The organism is Oceanospirillum linum (assembly GCF_001995095.2).
Taxonomy (GTDB): domain Bacteria; phylum Pseudomonadota; class Gammaproteobacteria; order Pseudomonadales; family Halomonadaceae; genus Oceanospirillum; species Oceanospirillum linum.
Window position 1 is genome coordinate 106,230 of sequence record NZ_MTSD02000002.1, and the last position, 20,581, is coordinate 126,810.

At 50.7% G+C, this 20,581-nt stretch carries 17 protein-coding genes; 10 read left to right on the forward strand and 7 right to left on the reverse strand.

The genetic code is table 11. The annotated features are described in order from the left end of the window. Positions 1–184: 184 nt before the first annotated feature. On the reverse strand, positions 185–1,684 hold the full coding sequence (locus tag BTA35_RS05620; RefSeq protein WP_078318852.1) for a CoA-acylating methylmalonate-semialdehyde dehydrogenase: 1,500 nt from the start codon (positions 1,682–1,684) through the stop codon (positions 185–187). Between the two features lie 257 nt (positions 1,685–1,941). Between BTA35_RS05620 and BTA35_RS05625 the strand changes: the two genes are divergently transcribed. The 5 genes from BTA35_RS05625 to BTA35_RS05645 all read left to right on the forward strand — a co-directional run bounded on the left by BTA35_RS05625 (position 1,942) and on the right by BTA35_RS05645 (position 8,603). Beyond that, positions 1,942–2,823 (forward strand): AraC family transcriptional regulator, encoded by an 882-nt coding sequence (locus tag BTA35_RS05625; protein ID WP_078318853.1) that lies wholly within the window; start codon positions 1,942–1,944, stop codon positions 2,821–2,823. 341 nt (positions 2,824–3,164) lie between these two features. Further along, entirely contained in the window at positions 3,165–3,584 is a 420-nt protein-coding gene (locus BTA35_RS05630) for a MerR family transcriptional regulator (RefSeq protein ID WP_078318854.1), read from the forward strand. Between the two features lie 223 nt (positions 3,585–3,807). Next, complete coding sequence (locus BTA35_RS05635; protein ID WP_078318855.1) at positions 3,808–5,493, forward strand: AMP-binding protein; 1,686 nt, start codon at positions 3,808–3,810, stop codon at positions 5,491–5,493. Between the two features lie 148 nt (positions 5,494–5,641). After that, entirely contained in the window at positions 5,642–6,496 is an 855-nt protein-coding gene (locus BTA35_RS05640; protein ID WP_078318856.1) for a class I SAM-dependent methyltransferase, read from the forward strand. Positions 6,497–6,653: 157 nt separating this feature from the next. Further along, on the forward strand, positions 6,654–8,603 hold the full coding sequence (locus tag BTA35_RS05645) for a methyl-accepting chemotaxis protein (RefSeq protein ID WP_078318857.1): 1,950 nt from the start codon (positions 6,654–6,656) through the stop codon (positions 8,601–8,603). Between the two features lie 147 nt (positions 8,604–8,750). On the opposite strand, the gene BTA35_RS05650 is transcribed toward BTA35_RS05645, so the two are convergent. The 3 genes from BTA35_RS05650 to BTA35_RS05660 form a co-directional block, all read right to left on the reverse strand. After that, the gene (locus tag BTA35_RS05650) at positions 8,751–9,650 is read right to left on the reverse strand and encodes a GIY-YIG nuclease family protein (protein ID WP_078318858.1); all 900 of its coding nucleotides are present in this window, start codon (positions 9,648–9,650) and stop codon (positions 8,751–8,753) included. 303 nt (positions 9,651–9,953) lie between these two features. Beyond that, positions 9,954–10,124 carry a DUF6500 family protein gene (locus BTA35_RS05655; RefSeq protein WP_338013000.1) on the reverse strand — a complete coding sequence of 57 codons (171 nt, stop codon included), beginning with the start codon at positions 10,122–10,124 and terminating at the stop codon, positions 9,954–9,956. Between the two features lie 159 nt (positions 10,125–10,283). Then, complete coding sequence (locus tag BTA35_RS05660; protein ID WP_078318860.1) at positions 10,284–10,994, reverse strand: adenosylcobinamide amidohydrolase; 711 nt, start codon at positions 10,992–10,994, stop codon at positions 10,284–10,286. A gap of 176 nt (positions 10,995–11,170) precedes the next feature. Between BTA35_RS05660 and BTA35_RS05665 the strand changes: the two genes are divergently transcribed. After that, the gene (locus tag BTA35_RS05665) at positions 11,171–11,506 is read left to right on the forward strand and encodes a zinc ribbon domain-containing protein YjdM (RefSeq protein WP_078318861.1); all 336 of its coding nucleotides are present in this window, start codon (positions 11,171–11,173) and stop codon (positions 11,504–11,506) included. On the opposite strand, the gene BTA35_RS05670 is transcribed toward BTA35_RS05665, so the two are convergent. From BTA35_RS05670 to BTA35_RS05680, 3 genes are read right to left on the reverse strand one after another with little or no spacing between them, the layout of a single operon-like run. Beyond that, on the reverse strand, positions 11,493–12,221 hold the full coding sequence (locus tag BTA35_RS05670) for a pseudouridine synthase (protein WP_078318862.1): 729 nt from the start codon (positions 12,219–12,221) through the stop codon (positions 11,493–11,495). The two genes, BTA35_RS05665 and BTA35_RS05670, sit on opposite strands and share 14 nt — an antisense overlap. Positions 12,222–12,224: 3 nt before the next feature. Continuing rightward, positions 12,225–13,232 (reverse strand): LPP20 family lipoprotein, encoded by a 1,008-nt coding sequence (locus tag BTA35_RS05675; RefSeq protein WP_078318863.1) that lies wholly within the window; start codon positions 13,230–13,232, stop codon positions 12,225–12,227. A gap of 29 nt (positions 13,233–13,261) precedes the next feature. Continuing rightward, a complete protein-coding gene (locus BTA35_RS05680; RefSeq protein WP_078318864.1) occupies positions 13,262–14,281 on the reverse strand; it encodes a CsgG/HfaB family protein in 1,020 nt (339 codons plus the stop codon). Between the two features lie 368 nt (positions 14,282–14,649). Between BTA35_RS05680 and BTA35_RS05685 the strand changes: the two genes are divergently transcribed. From BTA35_RS05685 to accC, 4 genes are all read left to right on the forward strand, one after another. Then, positions 14,650–15,819: an isovaleryl-CoA dehydrogenase gene (locus tag BTA35_RS05685; RefSeq protein ID WP_078318865.1), complete on the forward strand. Its 1,170-nt coding sequence runs from the start codon at positions 14,650–14,652 to the stop codon at positions 15,817–15,819. 241 nt (positions 15,820–16,060) lie between these two features. Beyond that, positions 16,061–17,668: a carboxyl transferase domain-containing protein gene (locus BTA35_RS05690; protein ID WP_078318866.1), complete on the forward strand. Its 1,608-nt coding sequence runs from the start codon at positions 16,061–16,063 to the stop codon at positions 17,666–17,668. A 14-nt stretch (positions 17,669–17,682) separates the two neighbouring features. Then, entirely contained in the window at positions 17,683–18,495 is an 813-nt protein-coding gene (locus tag BTA35_RS05695) for an enoyl-CoA hydratase/isomerase family protein (RefSeq protein WP_078318867.1), read from the forward strand. A 40-nt stretch (positions 18,496–18,535) separates the two neighbouring features. Continuing rightward, on the forward strand, positions 18,536–20,581 hold the full coding sequence (gene accC / locus BTA35_RS05700) for an acetyl-CoA carboxylase biotin carboxylase subunit (RefSeq protein WP_078318868.1): 2,046 nt from the start codon (positions 18,536–18,538) through the stop codon (positions 20,579–20,581).

Below are 20,581 nucleotides of genomic sequence, written 5' to 3' on the forward strand. Positions count from 1 at the left end.
GTGGAAACACATCTCAAGAAACACCTGTGACATAATCAGTCTTTAAAAAAGTGACGTTAACGTCAACTTCACAACAATATAGAGAATCCACCCTGTAATGCAACAGGATTAAAACCCGGCATCAAGGCATGGACAGAAGCAGAAAACAGAGGAAAGGGCAGTTCCCTCTGTTTCCTGATACCGGTTACTTCAGATTAATCGAGAAGTTAGGGCCGGATTCAATATCTTCGTTAAACCAGCGTGCAGTCACTGTCTTGGTTTCGGTATAGAAACGTACTGCCTGCTTACCATAAGCATGCTGATCCCCGTAGAAAGAACCTTTCCAACCGGTGAAGGAGAAGAATGGCAGTGGCACAGGGATAGGAATGTTAATACCCACCTGACCCACTTCGATTTCATGCTGGAATTTACGTGCAGCAGCACCGGAAGCAGTAAACATTGAAGTACCGTTACCGTATGGCGAGTTATTGATCAGCTCAATCGCTTCATCCAGAGTATCAACCTCCACCAGACATAATACCGGGCCGAAGATCTCATCCTGGTAGATCGTCATTTCAGGCTTAACACCAGCAAACAGAGTTGGGCCAACCCAGTTACCATCCGGATAACCTTCAACCGTCACATCACGGCCGTCCAGCAACAGTTCTGCACCTTCATCAACACCCTTCTGGATCAGGCCGTTGATACGTTCTTTAGCCTGAGGGCTGATTACCGGGCCATAGCTGGCAGCCGGATCATCCCAGGCACCCGGACGGGCCTGCATCAGCGCTTCTTTAATCTCATGCTTCCATTCACGGGCTTCGCCCACCAGAACCGTTACCGAGATCGCCATGCAGCGTTGACCCGCAGCACCTACAGAAGCACCCGCAATATTGTTAATGACGCGCTGCTTAGCCGCATCCGGCATCACAACCATATGGTTTTTAGCACCGGCGAAACTTTGTACACGCTTCATGTTATCGGTACCGGTTTTGTAGATGTACTGACCAACCGGCACAGAACCTACAAAGGAGATCGCACGAATATCCGGGTGATGCAGCAGGAAGTCCACCTGCTCTTTACCGCCATGAATCACCTGCAGAACACCTTTAGGCGCACCAGCTTCTACAAACAACTCTGCCAGGCGGGTCGGTGTTAGCGGATCCTGTTCAGACGGCTTCAGAATAAAGGTATTACCGGAAGCGATCGCCATCGGGTACATCCACAGCGGAATCATCGCCGGGAAGTTAAACGGCGTAATACCGGCGCACACGCCCAGAGGCTGAATATAGCTGTAAGTGTCGATTTCACGGGCAACGTTTTCTACGGTTTCACCCATCATCAGACTGGGGATGTTTGCCGCATGCTCAACAACTTCAATACCACGCCACAGATCACCCTTAGCATCTTCAAAGGTTTTACCAGTCTCAGAGCTCAGGATCTCAGCAATCTCATCGTGATGTTCTTTCAGCAGCGCCTGATAGCGCATCATGACACGGGCACGTTCAGAAATCGGTGTTTCTTTCCAGGTTTCGAAGGCAGCTCGTGCACTTTCGTACGCAGCTTCCATTTCACTTTGCGTGGCAAAAGGTACTTCGCAAAGCACTTCCTGGGTCGCAGGGTTGGTTACGGGCATAAAGTTGTCAGACTGACTCTGAACAAACTCACCATCAATAAACAACGGGACTCTTTTTGTTGAACTCATATATGTCACCTTTCTGTCCGGTTAACCGGTTTTATTGTTGTCAGGTACCAGATCACGATGATCGCACCCTGGCTGTTATTAGCATTTTGCCCACTTCTGTTCAGCCTTATCAGAGCTTTTAAGTCTCAGGACAAACCTAGCGGTTGCTTGGATATAACTAAACTAGCACAGGCCTTAGCGGCCAAGGATTGACTAAATTGCCCACTTAATGGACTATATTGCTGTTTACAACCCCTTATGCACCCGGAGTCCGACTAATGTCGCAAACCTCAGACTGGCCACTCCCCTCGGGTAGCATTCGCTATCTCGTTCCTCAATTTCTTCGTGATAAGTTGCGCAAACATCCACTGAGCTGTGGGCTATACCCCATTTCCTTCGGCAACTATAAAGAGGCACTGGGGCACCAGATGCAGCGGCAGGATCATGATGATTTCCTGCTTATCTACTGCATCAAAGGCAGCGCCGACCTCCGGCTCAAAGATCAGGATTATGAGGTCTCTGCCGGAGATATATTGCTTCTTCCGCCCGGTACAGACCATGAATACAAAACAAAAGATGACGACCCCTGGAGTATTTACTGGTTACACCTTAAGGGGGAAGATTGCCATCTTGCTGCAGAACATGCAGGTTTTATAAAAGACAATTACCTGCAGAAATTTGGCACACACCCCAAACTTATCCAGGACTTTGACCATCTTATTGATTGTCGAACCGGCGGCTACAACGTCAACACATCCGTCTATGCCGCCAATCTAATCCGACAGATCCTGTCTTATATTGCGCTTCTACAGCCGGCAACAGCCAGTGCTCGCAGCAGCCAACTTAACCTGGACACCGTGCATGCCCTGATGCAGGAAAACCTGCATACCCGGCTTGACCTCGACACCATCGCCAAGGCGGTCAATCTGTCAAAATTCCATTTTGTGAATAAGTACAAAGAGCTGACCGGAATGACACCGATTCAGCATTTTCTGCACCTGAAAATAGAGCGGGCCTGTTATTTGCTGGATATCACCCAGCAAAGCATTTCAGAGATCAGCTACAGCCTTGGTTATGAAGATAGTTATTATTTTTCCCGCCTGTTTAAGAAGGTGATGGGTATCGCACCAACTCAATACCGGCGCAAACAGCGCCACTGATTTATTAAAATCCAGCAAAACGTTAAGAAGCGCAGCGCCACCCACAAAAGCACATGCATCTTAATAGATGCCACATGCCGTGCCGGTACAGAGTCATATATTGCGCCGGTACAGGGTCACATATTGTGCCAGTGGCTTTTTTGTTAAAATAACCCACAATTTCAGATAGTTAATTTGAAAGGTTCATCGCAATGCTTTGTCCGCGAAACAGCGTACCTTACTCCGCCTGGCAGCGTTAAAATCAATTTCTGCGATGACCGCTTGTTTTCACCTTTACGTAAACGTAAACTTTGGATAGAGTTAGCCTGAGAGACAGGCAGACACACTGACGGCCCATAGATATGACCTTACAAAGCAGAATTACTAAAAAAACATACGGCATTAGCGAGCTGTCAAAAGAGTTCGATATCACCACCCGCACCATTCGTTTTTACGAACAGCAGGGATTGATCTCGCCTACCCGTAATGGTCAGACCCGAATTTACAGTGAAAAAGACCGGGTACGCCTGATGCTGACACTCAGGGGTAAACGTCTTGGTTTCAGCCTTGCTGAAACCAAAGAGCTATTTGACCTGTATGACACCACTCTGGAAGGCGATGAGAAGCAGCTTAACCTGATACTGGGCATTCTCGGTGAAAAGAAAGCGGAGCTTGATCAGCAATTACAGGATATTCAGCGCGTCCAGACTGAGCTAAACCTGGTTCAGGATCGCTGCCAGAAAGCACTGGATGAGGTATTAAGCAAGAAAACGCAATCCTGACGATCTGCGCTGAGTAAAGCCTATATGCTCAGGAACAGGTTCACCTAAGCAAGTCGGTGCCTGGTAATACCGTACTGTGATCGGTAAACATTAAGTCAGTCAGCCTTATACATTTTTTCAGTGACTGCCGGTTAATAAGAATAAATATCCGGCAGGTACTTAAGACTTCGGAACAGAAATGCTCCCGTTAAAACAACAATAAAATCAACCTAAAAGGTGGGTTATGACTACAAAAGCAATGAGCTACGTTAGCGGCATCAGCGATATGCCTCTGATTGGAAAAACCATTGGTGACCTTTTTGATGAAACCGTTGCCAAGCACCCAAACAATGATGCCCTGATCTCCCGTCATCAGGGACTACGCTACAGCTACACAGAACTTCAGACTGAAGTTGATCGCTGCGCCAAAGCACTGCTGCATATGGGTGTTGAAAAAGGTGAACGGGTCGGTATCTGGGCACCCAACTGTGCTGAATGGTGTATTACGCAGTTTGCCACCGCTAAGATCGGTGCCATTCTAGTGAATATCAACCCCAGCTATCGCACCCACGAACTGGAGTACGCACTGAAACAATCCGGTGCCAGCACTCTGATTCTTCAGGGTGAATTTAAAGTGTCCCATTACGTTAACATGATCTGTGAGCTGGCCCCTGAGCTGCGTGACAGTGTGGCGTCTCAATTCAGATCAGAAAAACTGCCTCAACTTAAGCGTGTTGTTTGCCTGGACGAAGATCTGGCTACCGAAGGTATGTGGACATGGTCTGACCTGATGTCCATGCACGACAAAACCACCGATGCTGAACTTCGGGAGCTACAGGCCACACTGCAGTTCGACGATCCCATCAACATTCAGTACACGTCCGGTACTACAGGCGCGCCCAAGGGAGCTACCCTAAGTCATCACAATATTCTGAATAACGGCTACTTTGTGGCCCGCGGCATGGATCTGACCGATCAGGATCGCATGGTTATTCCGGTTCCTCTTTATCACTGCTTTGGCATGGTGATGGGTAATCTGGGCTGCATTACTCATGGTGCAACCATGATCTATCCGGCAGAAGGTTTTGACCCGGTAACAACACTGCAGGCCGTTGCTGAAGAGAAAGCAACAGCCCTGTACGGCGTGCCCACCATGTTTATCGCCGAGCTTGAGCACCCTGAGTTTGACTCATTTGATCTCAGTACTCTGCGCACCGGTATTATGGCGGGCTCCATCTGCCCCATCGGAGTAATGAAGAAAGTGATCGCCAAGATGCACATGAAAGATGTGACCATCTGCTACGGCATGACTGAAACCAGCCCGGTGAGCTTCCAGACGAAGATGGATGCTCCCATTGAAAAACGCGTCTCCACCGTGGGCACCATTCACCCTCATCTTGAAGTAAAACTGGTGGACCCGGAAACCGGTAACGTGGTTGAGCGTGGCGAAAAAGGTGAGCTTTGCACCCGCGGCTACAGTGTTATGCTGGGCTACTGGAACAATGACGATGCCACCGCTAAGTCCATCGAAAACGGCTGGATGCACACAGGTGATCTGGCGGAGATGGATGAAGAAGGCTATGTCGCTATCACAGGGCGGATCAAAGACATGATCATCCGCGGCGGCGAGAACATCTACCCTCGCGAGATTGAAGAGTTTCTCTACACTCACCCGGATGTCAGTGATGTTCAGGTGATCGGTGTACCGGATCAGAAGTACGGTGAAGAGGTGATGGCCTGGGTTTCTCTTCATGAGGGTAAAGACCTGTCTGAAGAAGAGATCCGTGAGTTCTGTAAAGGTAAAATCGCTCACTTTAAAGTACCTCGCTATTTCAAAATCACACGGGACTTCCCGATGACAGTGACCGGTAAGATCCAGAAGTTCAAAATGCGTGAAATCAGTACAGAAGAGCTGGGCCTGGAAGACTAATCTGTTTTCTGCCCGACAGGGAGATCCCTGCTAACAGAGAAGCTTGTAATTGGAGCTTTTCGGCTCAAAAGCGGCTCTTGAATAAAAGAGCCGCTTTTCTTTTACTTATCCAGAAATAAACCTGTTCAGATCGTTACAGGAGCACCCCATGAGCAGTATTACGCAACATTACCAACCCAACGAAACGCTCTGGCAGAAGATTGAAGACACTCTGACTCAATCAGATATAGACCCTGACACTCAGCTTAACAGCAACCTGCTGGCCCCTATTGATCAACTGCATATCGGGGGGCGCCAGGCCACCCAGGCCTTGCTCCACCAGGTTGACCTGAAAGCCGGCTGCCACATACTGGAGATCGGCTCCGGACTGGGAGGAACCGCACGACTTATCACAGAAACACTCCCCTGCCATATAACCGCCATCGATATAACCCCTGATTTTTGTGAAGCTCATCAGGCGATCAACCAACGGATGTCCCTTAATAATATTCAGGTAATCTGTGCCGACGCCTGTGATGCCCAGGTTCAGACAGGCAGCCAGGACGTTATCATCAGCCAACACACCCTAATCAATATTCCCGATAAGACGACGCTTCTGAAAACCCTTGCCGATAGTCTGAAACCCGGCGGCAGCTTCCTGCTGCATGAAGTTATTGCCGGTAGCAACAAAGAGCCCATAAAGCTGCCCGTTCCCTGGGCATCTGACATTAGCCATAGTCACCTTCCGGATAAAGATGAGTTAATCGCACTCTTTGCCAGCGCCGGTTTTAGACTTGAGCGTTTTACGGATGTCACCGAAACAGCGCTGACATGGCGCAAGAAACATACTCAACGGGAGGCCGGTAATAATCAGCAAGGTTCAACCCAGGCGGCCTCCCCTTTGAACCCCGGCATTATTTTTGGCGAGCGTTTTTTAACCATGGGCAAAAACGTAATGGCCAATCTTGCAGACAACAAGGTCTCCGTTGTAGAAGCCGTCTTTGTTCGCAGCGAGAACCCCTAACAAAACCCTGGTTTTAAGACCTCTATTCCAATACTATTACTTAATGTTACAAAGGATCATTAAGCACTTTGCCTGCGTATAAAAGAGGTCGTTTGTACGCAATAAAGGAACTGCACCAAAATAATAATTCCAAGCAACAGCCAAGGAGATAGCCGCTATGAGCGCTCAAGGAATACCCACCGCCTCAGGAACCCCTTTACTGACGCAAATGTTACTGACCGTTATGTTGCCAATCATTATATTGATGTGCGGCCTCACATTCTGGATCTATAGCGAAATCAAGTCTGAGACATCAGATATTATGCTACATTCCGGCGAACAGGTCGTTGAAGGGCATGCCGCAGAGGTCAGTGCTATCCTGGCTGGCTTACAGGAAGAAGTTTCTATGCTGGCATCAACCCCTATGCTCTCATCTGAGCGGCGGGAACAGGCGATACAGAAGTGGTTCTCCGGCAACCTGAAAGAGATCAAACTGGCAGAAATGATTTTTTTCGTTGATACCCAGGCTCAGGCAACTTATCTGGCCAAAAATGGTAAAACCGGGCAAGCCAACCTGAATGAACGACAATATGTACAAGATCTGCTGAGCGGCAAAGAAGAACTTATTCTGACCAACCCGATTGTTTCCAAGGCCACGAAAAAACCTGTCTCTGTCATTGCAAAATCCGTCAGAGACGAAAATGGCAAGATCGCAGGGCTTCTGGCAATCACTGTCACCTTAGAGATGCTGAGCCAGATCACCGAGAATATTGACCTCACAGACGGCAGCTATGCCTGGATTGTTGATGGAACAGGCTTACTTGTTGCTCACCCTTCAGAAAAAGCTCGCATGAACATCAATGTAACCAATGCGGACAAAGAAGGCTTCACAGGCCTTGATCAGCATGGCAAGCGCATGATTGCAGGTGAAAAAGGCACCGGTGACATCCTTAATATTCAGGGTGAACCCGTAACGATGATCTTCTCCCCTATCAAAAATACGCCGGGATGGACCTTTGGTGTATCGGTTCCTACGGCGGAGTTATATGCCACAGCAAACCGTCTTTCAACCCTGCTTGTGATTATCATGCTGGCTGTTTTGGTCATTATTATTGGCCTGGTTGTTATGGCAAGCCTTTCTCTTGCTAAGCCCATTCAGCGCCTAGTTAACGCCATGGAGATCGTCACCAGTGATGACAGCGGTATTAATGCCCGTCTTAAAGCATCTGGCCCCCGCGAAATTCAGGCGGTTACGGTTAGTTTTAACCGATTTATGGAAAAACTCGGGCAATCGGTAGACCGGATTATCGGCATTGCCGGAGACCTGACCCAAGCATCCCATGCACTGGAAAACACAGGGTCAACACTGAACCAGCAAGTTGCAGCCCAGGCCCAGGAGATGGATCAGGTGGCTTCAGCGGCTAACCAACTGACCAATACCTTTGAAGGGGTAGCACAAAGCGCTCAACAGGCATCCGACGAAAGTATCCGGGTAAAAGAGCAAGCGAGCAAAGGCCACAATGCCCTGATGCATAACCAGAAACAGATCGCGTCTCTTTCTGACCGCATTAGTGCCGCTGCACAGGAGTTGCAGCAGCTCCACCATTCCAGTGAGCAGATTGGAGAGGTGCTGGATAGCATTACCGGTATCGCCGAGCAGACCAACCTGCTGGCCCTGAATGCCGCCATTGAAGCTGCCCGTGCAGGAGAGCACGGACGGGGCTTTGCTGTCGTTGCCGATGAAGTCCGTACGCTATCTGAGCAGACCCGCAAATCGACAGAGAAAACTCAAAGCGTGATTCAGGAACTGCGTGAACTGATTGTTCATGCCATCGGCACCATGGATGCCGGAGCCAAAGAAGCGGTAGAAACTGTAGAACGCTCAAAAGAGGCTGAACAAGCGCTAACAGACATCCAGCAGGCCGTATCTCAGCTGGAGCAGATGAACCTGCAGATCGCCAGTGCAACGGAGCAGCAGCAAGCAACCATGGTCGAAGTTAACGACAACATGGGGCATCTTGCGGAAGCCGTTGTCATACTCCGGGATGAAACCCAGCAGATCAGCCAGCAAAGCGCCTCTATGGCCAGTGCAGGCCAACAGATGGAGCAGATCGCAAGAGCGATCTAAGCACTCTTCTTTGTAATGACAAAAGCCCGGTAAACAGGTTTGTTTACCGGGCTTTCTGTTGAAGGGTTATTAGCTAGGCGAATCAACCAAACATTATTATTGGTATCGAAAGGGGCCTCTGTATTTGCTACAAGATTTACTAAATAGCTATTGTGAGCTTTCTACAGCCTTATCTTCCAACTCCTTGAGAGATCGTCCATCTTCAGAATACCAGCTTTGCGGTCCACTCCTTGAGGTTCCCGCTATAAGCGCAGCAGCATAGCTTGATGAACTCATAAGAATGTCTTTAGTTAAACGTAGATGGTCACCCTCAATTACTAACCGCCCATCAGCAATTAACTGCTCCTTTAGCTTCACGAGCCTGGTACTAAGACTATCCGTGTTTGTCTTAGAAGCTGTCGAGTTCTTTTTCAGAACAAAACCCTCATCAGTTTGAAGTCCCAAGGCACTAACATTACGTACAGAAAACTTTAGTTCACCGTATGCGAGGTTTTCAGCGGTAGCAGTTGGAACAATTTTCGGCTGGGTAGACGAGGACTGAATTAGAGGTTCCAAAATGGGATAACCCAAGGTTCCAAGAAATAATCGAATGTCTTCAAGCAACTCTTCCATAGCTTCACGTTCAGAACGTGACAAACTCGATTGTGTAGGAGTGTTTCCATTCTCCAGCTCATACCGGTCAGATTCTTTAGCCAGCGACTCAAGCCTTGATTCTAAATATTTAATATGCGATTTGCTCAAGTTATCATCTTTATTTGAAAAAATGACAGCTTCATTCCAAAAGTCCTTCTTGCGATCATGCGAGAGCAGCCGTTCGGCAACACTCTCGGATTCTCCAATATATGCCATAGGCTTTGAATCACCCAATCTTGCCTCGAATAAGAAATACACACCAGGCTTAGCCGTCTCTGGCCATTCTTTTAATTCATCGAGACGACTTCTTGGGCATGCGATTGCCTGTCCAGTTCGATTGATGATTTCCGCATGCCGAATACCAGTAACCGTTGCTTCAGGCAAAAATATACGAATTGATTTTCCGAACGGCATGCAAGCCAACTCCTATTCTCATGACATATCAATATTAGGCATAAGTTTTTTCCGATTCAATATATCGAAAAAAAATGAAGCAAGGTGTTTGATTAAAAGAGAAATCCATTTTCTGATCTTCCGGCCTCACTGCCAAACGCATACGCGTTTCTTAAAATTCTGCTCTTTACCTTAAGAGCATATGATGTCCATTCCTTTCCGTGACCGGCACCAAACTTCAATAACATATTGAATTTGCAGCTTATCTAAATAAGCTGCACCGGTATAGCGCTTAATAGATCGAACCGCTTTCCGGTTTCGGCCTTAAACCCCATCCAGCACCATCTGCCGGATCTTCACGGCTTTTTCGAAATGATCCAGCCGGTGGGTCTGAATCCACCAGGTTGCCGCTTCCATCAGGGCTTCCGGGTCGTCATTTTTGTTGGCGAAGAACGCGTAGAAGGAAACCCCCACCGCCTCACCTTTCTGTTGCATCTTCTTATCACACACCTGAATAATCTTACGTCTTAGCACTTGCCGCATTATTTGCCCTGATATGAGTCAGCCTGATAACCGTTAAAATTTCGATCTGAAGCTTAAATCAAAATGCACTGTATTTATATACAGTTATGATAAAAAGCGGGTATTCAGCCTTTATAACTGGCCGCCATAGGTGGCTCTTTCCCAGCTAATCGCACCGGAGACGGCTTCAACCACCGCTTCGGCTAAAAGCTCGCCAAAGAGTACATGCTTACCGCAAAACTTAACCTCGGGGCCAAAACCATTCACCAGCGCGACGGAATCTGTACCTGTGCCGGTTGCGATCTTTCCTGAAACAGGGCTTAGCACCGCTGCACTCTGCAAGGCGGTGGCCTTGGCTTCGGTCACCATCATAACCGCCTCCACCAGAGCCGCCTGAGTCAGGCAGGCATTGGTCAGCAGGATAATATTGATGGTGCCTATTTCTTCCGGTTCAGAAACCATGCGACGATACTCAGCTCTGTCCCCCGCACACCGGGCATTCGCCAGCCCTGCCGTGGTTAGAACGACAATCTCAATGCCATCGGCAGATCGCCGGGCCAGGCGGTAAGAGTCCATTGAGGCCGCTGTCATCATACCGACCAGAGTCCCCGTTATACCGTGCGCTTCCCCATATCGGGTAAGGGTTAATTCAGCGGGTTCATACTGATCTGTATGCTTGGGTACACGCAGATTCAGAACTCCGTTAACCCACTGCAAGCCTCCATTCAATACCGCTGAACTTAATACCTGATGAGGCTTTTCCATATAAACCATCAGATGATGATGGGTGTGCACCACAGAAGCAAAATCAGTTAAACGCTGGCGGGCAGGGTGTAATCTCATAACAAATCAGATACCGGGCAAAGATTCATCAGGGCAGTTTACCTGATAAGGCCATGCAGCTTCATCTGTCAGCGGCACAACCTACGGCAGCAGACCTCCCCTTGCCAAGCCTCTGTCGCCTTATTAATATGCCCCGCCTTGTTATTTAATTCGTTATCCGGAAGAAGAAGTCGCTTATGTCCCTGCCTCCATGCCCGAAATGTAACTCTGAATTTGTCTATCAGGATCAGGAACTTCTGATCTGCCCGGAATGCGCCCATGAGTGGAATCCCTCAGAACAGCCGGAAGATGATTCTCCAACAGCAAAAGACGCCAACGGAACTCAACTGAATGCGGGTGACAAAATCACCCTGATCAAAGACCTTAAAGTGAAAGGCAGTTCTATGGTGCTGAAGATCGGAACCAAGGGTCTGATTAAGCGCATCGTCGATGGTAAAGACCATGAGCTGGATTGCCGTCTGGACGGCGCGGGCGACATGATGGTCACCGCTAAATTCGTTAAGCGGGCGTAACAGCCGCAGCGCCTGTAGCAGTGTCCTGATCTCCGAATGAGCGCACCTCATCGGGGGTCAGGTAACGCCACTGCCCCTCGCTGACATCCAGGCGGACAGCTCCGATCTGCGCCCGGTGCAAAGATCGCACCCGGTTACCTACCGCTGCAAACATGCGCTTTACCTGATGGTAACGCCCCTCAGTAATCGTCAGAAGAACCTCCCTGGGATTAACAATCTCAAGCTTTGCGGGCTGGGTTGGCTTTGCCTCCCCCTGCAGGAGAAGACCCGTAGCAAAGCGTTCTGCCACACCGGCATGTATCGGTCTCGACAAGCCTACGCGGTAGACTTTTTCACATAGCCGGTCCGGGCGGATAATCTCAAACGACCAGCGACCATCATCGGTAATCAGTACCAGACCTGTGGTGTCGGCATCGAGACGACCCGCCACATGCAACGCCTCAGTATCGGGAATCCCACTGCCGTTAAAAAGTGACGGGTAAGCTTCATCCACGTTAGAGCAGACGGTATTGGCTGGTTTATGCAGCAACATATAGCGAAAAGGCCGGGGCGTCAGCTGCGCACCGACAAGCGTGATGCGGTTATTCTCGTGCACCTGTGTGCGTTCACTAACTTCAACCGCACCGTTAACCGATACCCTTCCCTGCTGAATCTGCGAGATCGCCTCTGCGCGGGTTAATGCGGTGCTTTTGCAAACAAACTTATCAAGTCGCATCGATCAAAGCCCGATACCCAGAATCTTCTCAATACCTTCCTGCTCAATCAGGGCGGCGAACTTATTAAGGGCATCGGATTCTGCCAACGCATAGCCCTGAGTGGCATGCCCTTTAAGGGAGAGATACTGGCTGCCGATGACGTTGCCCTGACGGTCTCTGGTGTCCAGCGTGATATTGACCGTTGCAATCTGAATGCCGGAATACTCGGAATAGAGACTCTCCCGCTTCAGCTCAATGCTGACCAGATCACCAAAATTAACCAACCGTGTCTTAGCCACCACAAAGCCCTCATCGGTCAGGGCATTACGGATCGGTTGCAGCAAAGGCTGATCATCAAAATTGCTGGAGAGATAAAACACCAGATTACGGCGCTGATTCTCCTGCTCAGAATGCAAAGAAAGGACATACTTACGATAACCTTCGGCATCAAAACCGCGGGCGATGCCGGATACCATCCAGATTGACGGCATCAGGGCTTTCGCATCTAACAGCGCCTGCTGTGTCACGCGATAGCGTTTGACCGGGTTATCGGCTTTCGCTTCGGTCAGAGCATGACCAATCGACTTAAAGCCCGAGCTGATCTCATCCGCAAGGCTTCGGATAAATTGCTTTCGATCCGAACGAATCAGCACCACGTACTGGTCAAATCGCAGCTGATGCGTCGCGACGACGTCATAGTTGCTGATGCGGATATTAGCCACTTCGCTGCGTATCTGACTTTTGGTCGTCTCTTTAAAGCCGTGGCTGCTGTAACTCATTGCCGAGCTGAACTGAGACTCAACCCGTACGCTCAGCCTGGCCAGCAGGTCATTCAAAGCCTCCTGAGTCGCGGCCTGCACACTCTTGCCACTACCCACGCCTTTCAGCCACTGCCCATCATTCGCGGGCGGGCTTGTATACCACTCCGGCAGCTCGGTCGTAGGTTGCAGAGTAATATCACGTTTGGAGCTGCATCCCAACAGCACGCTGCTGATCAGAATACAGAGTCCGAATTTAGTCAGTGGTCGCATCCGATGTCCCGGTTGGCTTGGTTCTTTAATCAGCTGCGGTTCAGCTGGCTGAGGGCTTTTTTGTTGTCGGCCTGAATCCGGCCGATTCGCTCTACAGCGGCATTGATCGCATCAACCGGCTCCAGTGCCAGGCGGTCCGCGATCTGATAAAGCGCTTTGGCCTGATCGTAGTCCGCCCTGGACTCTTTGATCACACCCAGGTTGTAGGCGATGGCGTAACTTTGCTGCTGAACCTCCTGATGCAGTTGGCTCAGCAGATCATCCGCCCGGTCGATGCGGCCGATCTCAACAAACTCGATGGCGGCCTCAAAACGATCGTCCTGATTGCCGGACAACACCACATCCGGATCTTCCAACAGGGTCACTTCGAAACTGACATAACGTGGAGTGATTTTGGCAACAAACTGCTGCGCCAGCGCATTTGAGAGTTTCTCAAGACCTTGGGCGCGGCTTGGCAGCACCTCTTTACGGTCACTGCAGGCAGACCATTCGTAGGCTTCTTCCAAGGATTCTGCGGTGACCAGGTCACCGCGCTCCACATCCACCATGCGCACCTGCACACCCAGACTGACAACGCGCAGAGTGCAGCCTACGGTGTATTCAATTGTCTGGCAGTTCTTACCATTGGAATCGCACTTGTTTCGGCTGCGGTTTTCACGGTAATGGGAGTCGTTGGAAGATGCCGAACTGACCGAGCCTGAAATCATCGCCTGCGCACCAGTCAGTTTGCCAAACTCCGCCATTTTATTGGCGCTGAAAAGACCGGAATTCTGGCGTTTCTGCTCATCAAGGATACGATCCAGATCATTGCGGCTCACCACGGTAAAGTAGTTCTTGCCAGCGATCTGGTAGTTGGTCATCAGTGCTTCCAGCTTAGCCGCAAAGTTAACACCGTAGCGGCCACTGTCATTATCAAAGTCAACGATAGCCACCTGTTTAAGAGACGCCGCTCTATCCACCGGGGCAGGCTTCAACGCCTGAATGGTCGTCGTGGTTGAACAACCCGCCGCTAATGCCGCCAATCCCAGCGCGGCCAATGACTTAAACATCCCCTGTAGCACTCTGAATACCCCTTGAAATCAAAAGCCTGAAGCAAGAATTAGCGCCATTATCCAACAAGATGCATCCCTAATACAGCGCTGTGCTGGTTTGACCGTTCAGATTCGAAAGAAGAGTAACGGTAACCAGATCTGGGACAATACAAGTGAATTCAGCAAACGCTTATAACGTCAAAACGCCTGCAATACTCCTGCGATAGCCTGCTCTTCGAAAACCGGATAAAATTTCCCTTTACGTTAACGTCAACTTCGATTAAATTTACTGCATCAGATTATTAGTGCCGATGCATCAGACCATCCACAAAGGGTCAGCACAGGCCGAGAGACAACAACAAATAAAGCTAGAAAGAGGCAACGCCATGAAATCCATCTATAAAGAGTTTAACTTCGATCTGGGCGATACTTACGACATGCTGCGGGAGCAGGTTAATCGTTTCGCCACGGAAGAGATTGCTCCACGGGCGGAACAGATCGATCAGGACAATGAGTTCCCCGCTGATCTGTGGCGTAAATTTGGTGATATGGGTCTGTTGGGTATTACCGTTCCTGAAGAGTTCGGCGGCTCGGACATGGGCTATCTGGCCCACGTTATCGCCATGGAAGAGATCTCCCGTGCCTCTGCTTCTGTTGGTCTTTCCTACGGCGCACACTCCAATCTTTGTGTTAACCAGATCAAGTTGAACGGTAATCAGGCGCAGAAAGAAAAGTATCTGCCTAAACTGGTTTCCGGTGAACATATTGGTGCACTGGCGATGTCCGAGCCAGATGCAGGTTCTGATGTGGTCAGCATGAAGCTCCGTGCCGAGAAAAAAGGTGATCGTTACATCCTGAACGGTAACAAAATGTGGATCACTAACGGCCCTGATGCCAACACCTACGTGATCTACGCCAAAACCGACACTTCCGCGGGCTCCAAAGGTATTACTGCCTTTATCGTTGAGCGCGACTATCCGGGATTCACTCGTCACCAGAAACTGGACAAGCTGGGTATGCGTGGTTCTAACACCTGTGAACTGGTATTCCAGGATTGTGAAGTACCGGAAGAAAATGTACTGGGTGAAGTCGGTAAAGGGGTTCGCGTTCTGATGAGCGGTCTGGACTACGAGCGCACCGTTCTGACCGGCGGCCCAACCGGCATTATGCAGGCAGCAATGGATATTGTTGTGCCTTACCTGCATGACCGCCAGCAATTTGGTCAATCCATCGGCGAGTTCCAGTTGGTTCAGGGTAAAGTAGCCGACATGTACACCACCATGAACGCCTGTAAGTCTTATCTCTATGCGGTTGCCCGTGCCTGTGATCGCGGCGAAACCAGCCGTAAAGATGCCGCCGGCGTGATTCTGTACTGTGCAGAGAAAGCGACTCAGGTAGCCCTGGACTCTATCCAGCTGCTGGGCGGCAACGGCTATATCAACGAGTTCCCTACCGGTCGTCTGCTGCGTGATGCCAAACTGTATGAGATCGGTGCCGGTACATCGGAAGTACGCCGTATGCTGATCGGCCGCGAAATTTTCTCCGAGTCAAAATAAAAGCCTGGCAGAGATAGGTCTTACACTATCTGTCCGGCGAGTTGTTAAGGGAGACAACGCCCCTTAACGACTCCTTCAAACCCGAATATCCAATCCCTTTTTTTATTCCTGCTGAAATCAGTTTCACGCTACAGGTGTGACAACAGCAGGAATGAACTCAGGTCTGGTAAGGCAGGCTGGCCTCCCCCCCTGCACGACGACAGCCGGCCTGTCTTACCAACTTAGTTATCAGGAGCTAGCAATGGCGGTTATCAAAAGCAAAATCAATACCCGCTCTGAAGAGTTCCAGACCAACATGGGCAACATGAAGCGTCTGGTACAGGATCTGCGCGAGCAACTGGCAGAGATCAAGAAAGGCGGCGGTGAAGCAGCCCAGAAGAAGCACCTTGACCGGGGCAAGCTACTCCCCCGAGACCGTATCAACGGCCTGCTGGATGAGGGCGCACCTTTTATGGAGCTTTCCCAGCTGGCAGGTCTGAACGTTTATAAAGACTATGTGCCTTCAGCCGGTATCATCACGGGTATTGGTCGCGTCAGTGGTCAGGAATGTATGATCATCGCCAATGATGCCACCACCAAGGGCGGAACCTACTACCCTCTGACCGTGAAGAAGCATCTGCGGGCCCAGGAGATCGCTGAGAAAAATCACCTGCCTTGCGTATATCTGGTAGATTCCGGCGGTGCTAACCTGCCAAACCAGGATGAAGTATTCCCGGATCGCGATCACTTTGGCCGTATTTTCTACAACCAGGCAAATATGTCTGCCAAAGGGATTCCGCAGATCGCGGTGGTCATGGGCTCCTGTACAGCAGGTGGCGCTTATGTACCGGCCATGGCGGATGAATCCATTATTGTGCGTCAACAGGGCACCATCTTTCTGGCTGGCCCTCCGCTGGTTAAAGCCGCAACGGGTGAAGTGATCTCTGCGGAAGATCTGGGCGGTGCCGATGTGCACTGTAAAACATCCGGTGTAGCAGATCACTACGCGATGAATGATCAGCACGCACTGCAGATCGCCCGTCAATGTATCTCCCGCCTGAACCCCAGTAAGAAAACAGAGCTGGATATTCAGCCTTCACGACCGCCGCTCTATGACCCGGAAGAGATCTACGGCATCGTCTCAGAAGACCTGCGCAAGCCCTATGATGTACGTGAAGTGATTGCCCGTACCGTTGATGGTTCTGAGTTTGACGAGTTTAAACAGATGTACGGCACCACACTGGTCACAGGTTTTGCCCGTATCCACGGTTATCCGGTGGGTATCGTGGCGAATAACGGCGTACTTTTCTCCGAAGCCGCCCTGAAAGGCGCTCACTTTATTGAGCTATGTGCTCAGCGCAATATTCCTCTGGTATTCCTGCAGAACATCACCGGCTTTATGGTCGGTGGCAAGTACGAATCCGAAGGTATCGCCAAAAATGGCGCTAAGATGGTTACCGCTGTGGCCTGCGCTAAAGTACCTAAGTTCACCATGCTGATCGGCGGCAGTTTCGGTGCCGGTAACTATGGTATGTGTGGCCGTGCTTATGATCCGAACCTGATGTGGATGTGGCCAAATTCAAGAATCTCCGTTATGGGTGGTGAACAGGCCGCCGGTGTACTGTCCCAGGTGAAACGCGACAATATGGAGCGTAAGGGCGAAACATGGGCCGCCGATGATGAAGCTGCATTCAAAAAACCGATTGTTGACCAGTATGAGCATCAGGGGCACCCCTACTACGCCAGCGCCCGCCTCTGGGATGACGGTGTGATAGATCCCGCACAAACCCGCGACATACTGGGACTTGCTATCTCTGCAGCTCTGAATGCACCTATCCGCGAGACACGCTTTGGCGTGTTCCGTATGTGACCGGAGAATCTGACATGACGACTGAAAATCAGGTTCCTGATCAAAAACAGGTGCTGTGCCAAATCTCAGATCAGGGTGTGGCCTCGGTTATTCTGAACCGCCCTGAAGTGCACAACGCCTTTGACGACAAGCTGATCGCTGACATTCTGGCGATACTGGATGATCTGAACGCTAACGAAGCAGTTCGCGTGGTGATACTGCGCTCTAACGGAAAGTCCTTCTCTGCTGGCGCTGACTTGGGCTGGATGAAGCGCATGGCGCAGTACAGCTTTGAGGATAATTTCAACGATGCCGGTGAGCTGGCGCGTCTGATGCACACCCTGAACAATCTGAACAAACCCACCATCGCTCTGGTACAGGGCGCGGCCTATGGCGGTGCCGTGGGCTTAGCAGCCTGCTGCGATATCTGCATCGCTACGGAAAAAGCCCGTTTCTGTCTGAGCGAGGTCAAAATCGGCCTCTCCCCTGCGGTCATCAGCCCTTTTGTGGTTGCCGCTATGGGTGAACGTGCTGCCCGTCGTTATTTCCTGACCGCTGAAGTGTTTAACGGTGAGCAGGCCGTTGAGATGGGTCTGGCCCATCTGAACGTGCCTCAGGATGAGATGGAAACAGCTCTTGAGAGTATGACGCAGAAACTACTGGCTAACAGCCCGCAGAGCGTCCGTCGTACCAAAGAACTGATCGCCCGGGTCGCTAAAGGCCCGATCGATCAGGAGATGATCGAATACACCCAACGCCTGATCGCTGAAATCCGAGTCTCTGAGGAAGGTCAGGAAGGTCTGAGTGCGTTCTTTGAAAAACGTGCTCCGGGTTGGCAGCAGTCCTGATATCAGACTGCTCCAACGGGATAAATGTGGGAGATAACCGATGTTTAACAAGATTCTGATTGCAAACCGTGGCGAGATCGCATGCCGCGTAATTCGTACCGCACACCAAATGGGGATTCGCTGTGTCGCTGTCTATTCCGAAGCCGATGCCGACGCTATGCATGTGGCGATGGCCGATGAAGCCGTTTGCGTAGGCCCTGCCGCCAGTAAAGACAGCTATCTGAAAATGGACACCATTCTTCAGGTCGCGAAGGACACCGGTGCTCAGGCGATCCACCCAGGTTACGGTTTCCTCTCTGAGAACGCCCCGTTTGTACAGAAATGTCAGGAAGCCGGCGTGGTATTTATCGGCCCTCCGGCGGATGCGATTAAAGCGATGGGGTCCAAGAGTGCCGCTAAGCGTATTATGGAAGACGCTAAGGTGCCTCTGGTTCCGGGCTATCATGGTGACGATCAGGACCCGGCCCTGCTGAAAAAACACTCGGATGAGATGGGCTATCCGGTACTGTTGAAAGCCACCGCCGGTGGTGGTGGCAAAGGGATGCGCGTCGTCTGGTCTGCCGATGAATTTACCGGTGCACTGGATGCGGCAAAACGCGAAGCGATGAACGGCTTTGCTGATGACACCATGCTGGTTGAGAAATATCTGACCAAACCCCGTCATGTTGAAATTCAGGTATTCTGTGATCAGCATGGCAACAGCGTGTATCTGGCAGAGCGTGATTGCTCCGTTCAGCGCCGACACCAGAAAGTGGTTGAGGAAGCTCCCGCACCGGGTATGTCCGACGAGCTGCGTACCGCTATGGGTGAGGCCGCTGTTCGAGCCGCTGAAGCGATCGGCTACGTAGGTGCCGGCACCGTTGAGTTCCTGCTGGATGAAGACGGCTCCTTCTACTTTATGGAGATGAATACCCGCCTGCAGGTTGAGCACCCGGTGACCGAACTGATTACCGGTCAGGATCTGGTGGAATGGCAGTTGGCGGTAGCCTCCGGTCAAACCCTGCCCATCAGCCAGGACGACGTACAGATCAACGGTCATGCGGTTGAAGTACGTATCTACGCAGAAGATCCCGATAATGACTTCCTACCCGCCACAGGTAAGCTTGAATATCTGCGTACCCCGGAAGAAAACCGTTACGTACGTGTTGACACCGGTGTACGTGAAGGCGACGAAGTCAGTATCTACTATGACCCTATGATCGCCAAACTGATTGTCTGGGACGAAAACCGTGAGCGCGCCATGCAACGCATGAGTCAGGCACTGACGGAATACCGTATCGCCGGTATGAAGACGAACACCCACTTCCTGAAACGCCTGATCGATAACCCAGCGTTCAGAAATGCAGAATTAGATACCGGCTTTATTGAAAAGCACGAGACTGACCTGTTTGAGTCATCAGCGACATATCAGCAAAGCGGCAGCCAAAGTGCCAACCCGCTGGCGATGGCGACACTGTACACCCTGCTGAAACAGCAGCAAAACCGTAAACAGGAAGCGATTCACAGCCATGATGAAACCTCACCATGGCATCAGTTCTCTGGCTGGCGTCTGAATGAGGACCCGACCCATGTGGTACGTTTTACTCAGACCTTGGCACAAAAAGAGGGCGACGACGAACAGATCGAGCATGAGATTACCGTCAACTGGCTGAAACGAGGTTACCGCCTGACACTGGACGGCCATATAGTGATCGCTGATGGCACGCTGTCCGATGATCGCCTGCAAGCGAGCCTGAATGGCCATAGTCGTAACGCCTTTGTCGCAGAGCTCAACGGTCATATCACGGTATTTACGGATCAGGGTGCCTTTGAATACCAGTGGCAACGCCCTGATCTGGATAGCCATGATTTTGAAGATGATAGCCCAAGCCTGACCGCACCGATGAACGGCAGTATTGTTGCCGTACTGGTTGAGCCCGGTCAGCAGGTAACCAAGGGCACTGCCATGGTCATTATGGAAGCGATGAAAATGGAACACACCATTACCGCATCCGTTGATGGCACGGTTACTGAGATCTTCTTCCAGCCGGGGGATCTGGTGGAAGGCGGCGCTGACCTGGTGGCCTTTGAGGCTGAGGAGGCCTGA

Coding starts and splice junctions, on each gene's coding strand:
- BTA35_RS05620 (WP_078318852.1), bottom strand. CDS start 1,684: ATGAGTTCAACAAAAAGAGTCCCGTTGTTTATTGATGGTGAGTTTGTT.
- BTA35_RS05625 (WP_078318853.1), top strand. CDS start 1,942: ATGTCGCAAACCTCAGACTGGCCACTCCCCTCGGGTAGCATTCGCTAT.
- BTA35_RS05630 (WP_078318854.1), top strand. CDS start 3,165: ATGACCTTACAAAGCAGAATTACTAAAAAAACATACGGCATTAGCGAG.
- BTA35_RS05635 (WP_078318855.1), top strand. CDS start 3,808: ATGACTACAAAAGCAATGAGCTACGTTAGCGGCATCAGCGATATGCCT.
- BTA35_RS05640 (WP_078318856.1), top strand. CDS start 5,642: ATGAGCAGTATTACGCAACATTACCAACCCAACGAAACGCTCTGGCAG.
- BTA35_RS05645 (WP_078318857.1), top strand. CDS start 6,654: ATGAGCGCTCAAGGAATACCCACCGCCTCAGGAACCCCTTTACTGACG.
- BTA35_RS05650 (WP_078318858.1), bottom strand. CDS start 9,650: ATGCCGTTCGGAAAATCAATTCGTATATTTTTGCCTGAAGCAACGGTT.
- BTA35_RS05655 (WP_338013000.1), bottom strand. CDS start 10,124: ATGCAACAGAAAGGTGAGGCGGTGGGGGTTTCCTTCTACGCGTTCTTC.
- BTA35_RS05660 (WP_078318860.1), bottom strand. CDS start 10,994: ATGAGATTACACCCTGCCCGCCAGCGTTTAACTGATTTTGCTTCTGTG.
- BTA35_RS05665 (WP_078318861.1), top strand. CDS start 11,171: ATGTCCCTGCCTCCATGCCCGAAATGTAACTCTGAATTTGTCTATCAG.
- BTA35_RS05670 (WP_078318862.1), bottom strand. CDS start 12,221: ATGCGACTTGATAAGTTTGTTTGCAAAAGCACCGCATTAACCCGCGCA.
- BTA35_RS05675 (WP_078318863.1), bottom strand. CDS start 13,232: ATGCGACCACTGACTAAATTCGGACTCTGTATTCTGATCAGCAGCGTG.
- BTA35_RS05680 (WP_078318864.1), bottom strand. CDS start 14,281: ATGTTTAAGTCATTGGCCGCGCTGGGATTGGCGGCATTAGCGGCGGGT.
- BTA35_RS05685 (WP_078318865.1), top strand. CDS start 14,650: ATGAAATCCATCTATAAAGAGTTTAACTTCGATCTGGGCGATACTTAC.
- BTA35_RS05690 (WP_078318866.1), top strand. CDS start 16,061: ATGGCGGTTATCAAAAGCAAAATCAATACCCGCTCTGAAGAGTTCCAG.
- BTA35_RS05695 (WP_078318867.1), top strand. CDS start 17,683: ATGACGACTGAAAATCAGGTTCCTGATCAAAAACAGGTGCTGTGCCAA.
- accC (WP_078318868.1), top strand. CDS start 18,536: ATGTTTAACAAGATTCTGATTGCAAACCGTGGCGAGATCGCATGCCGC.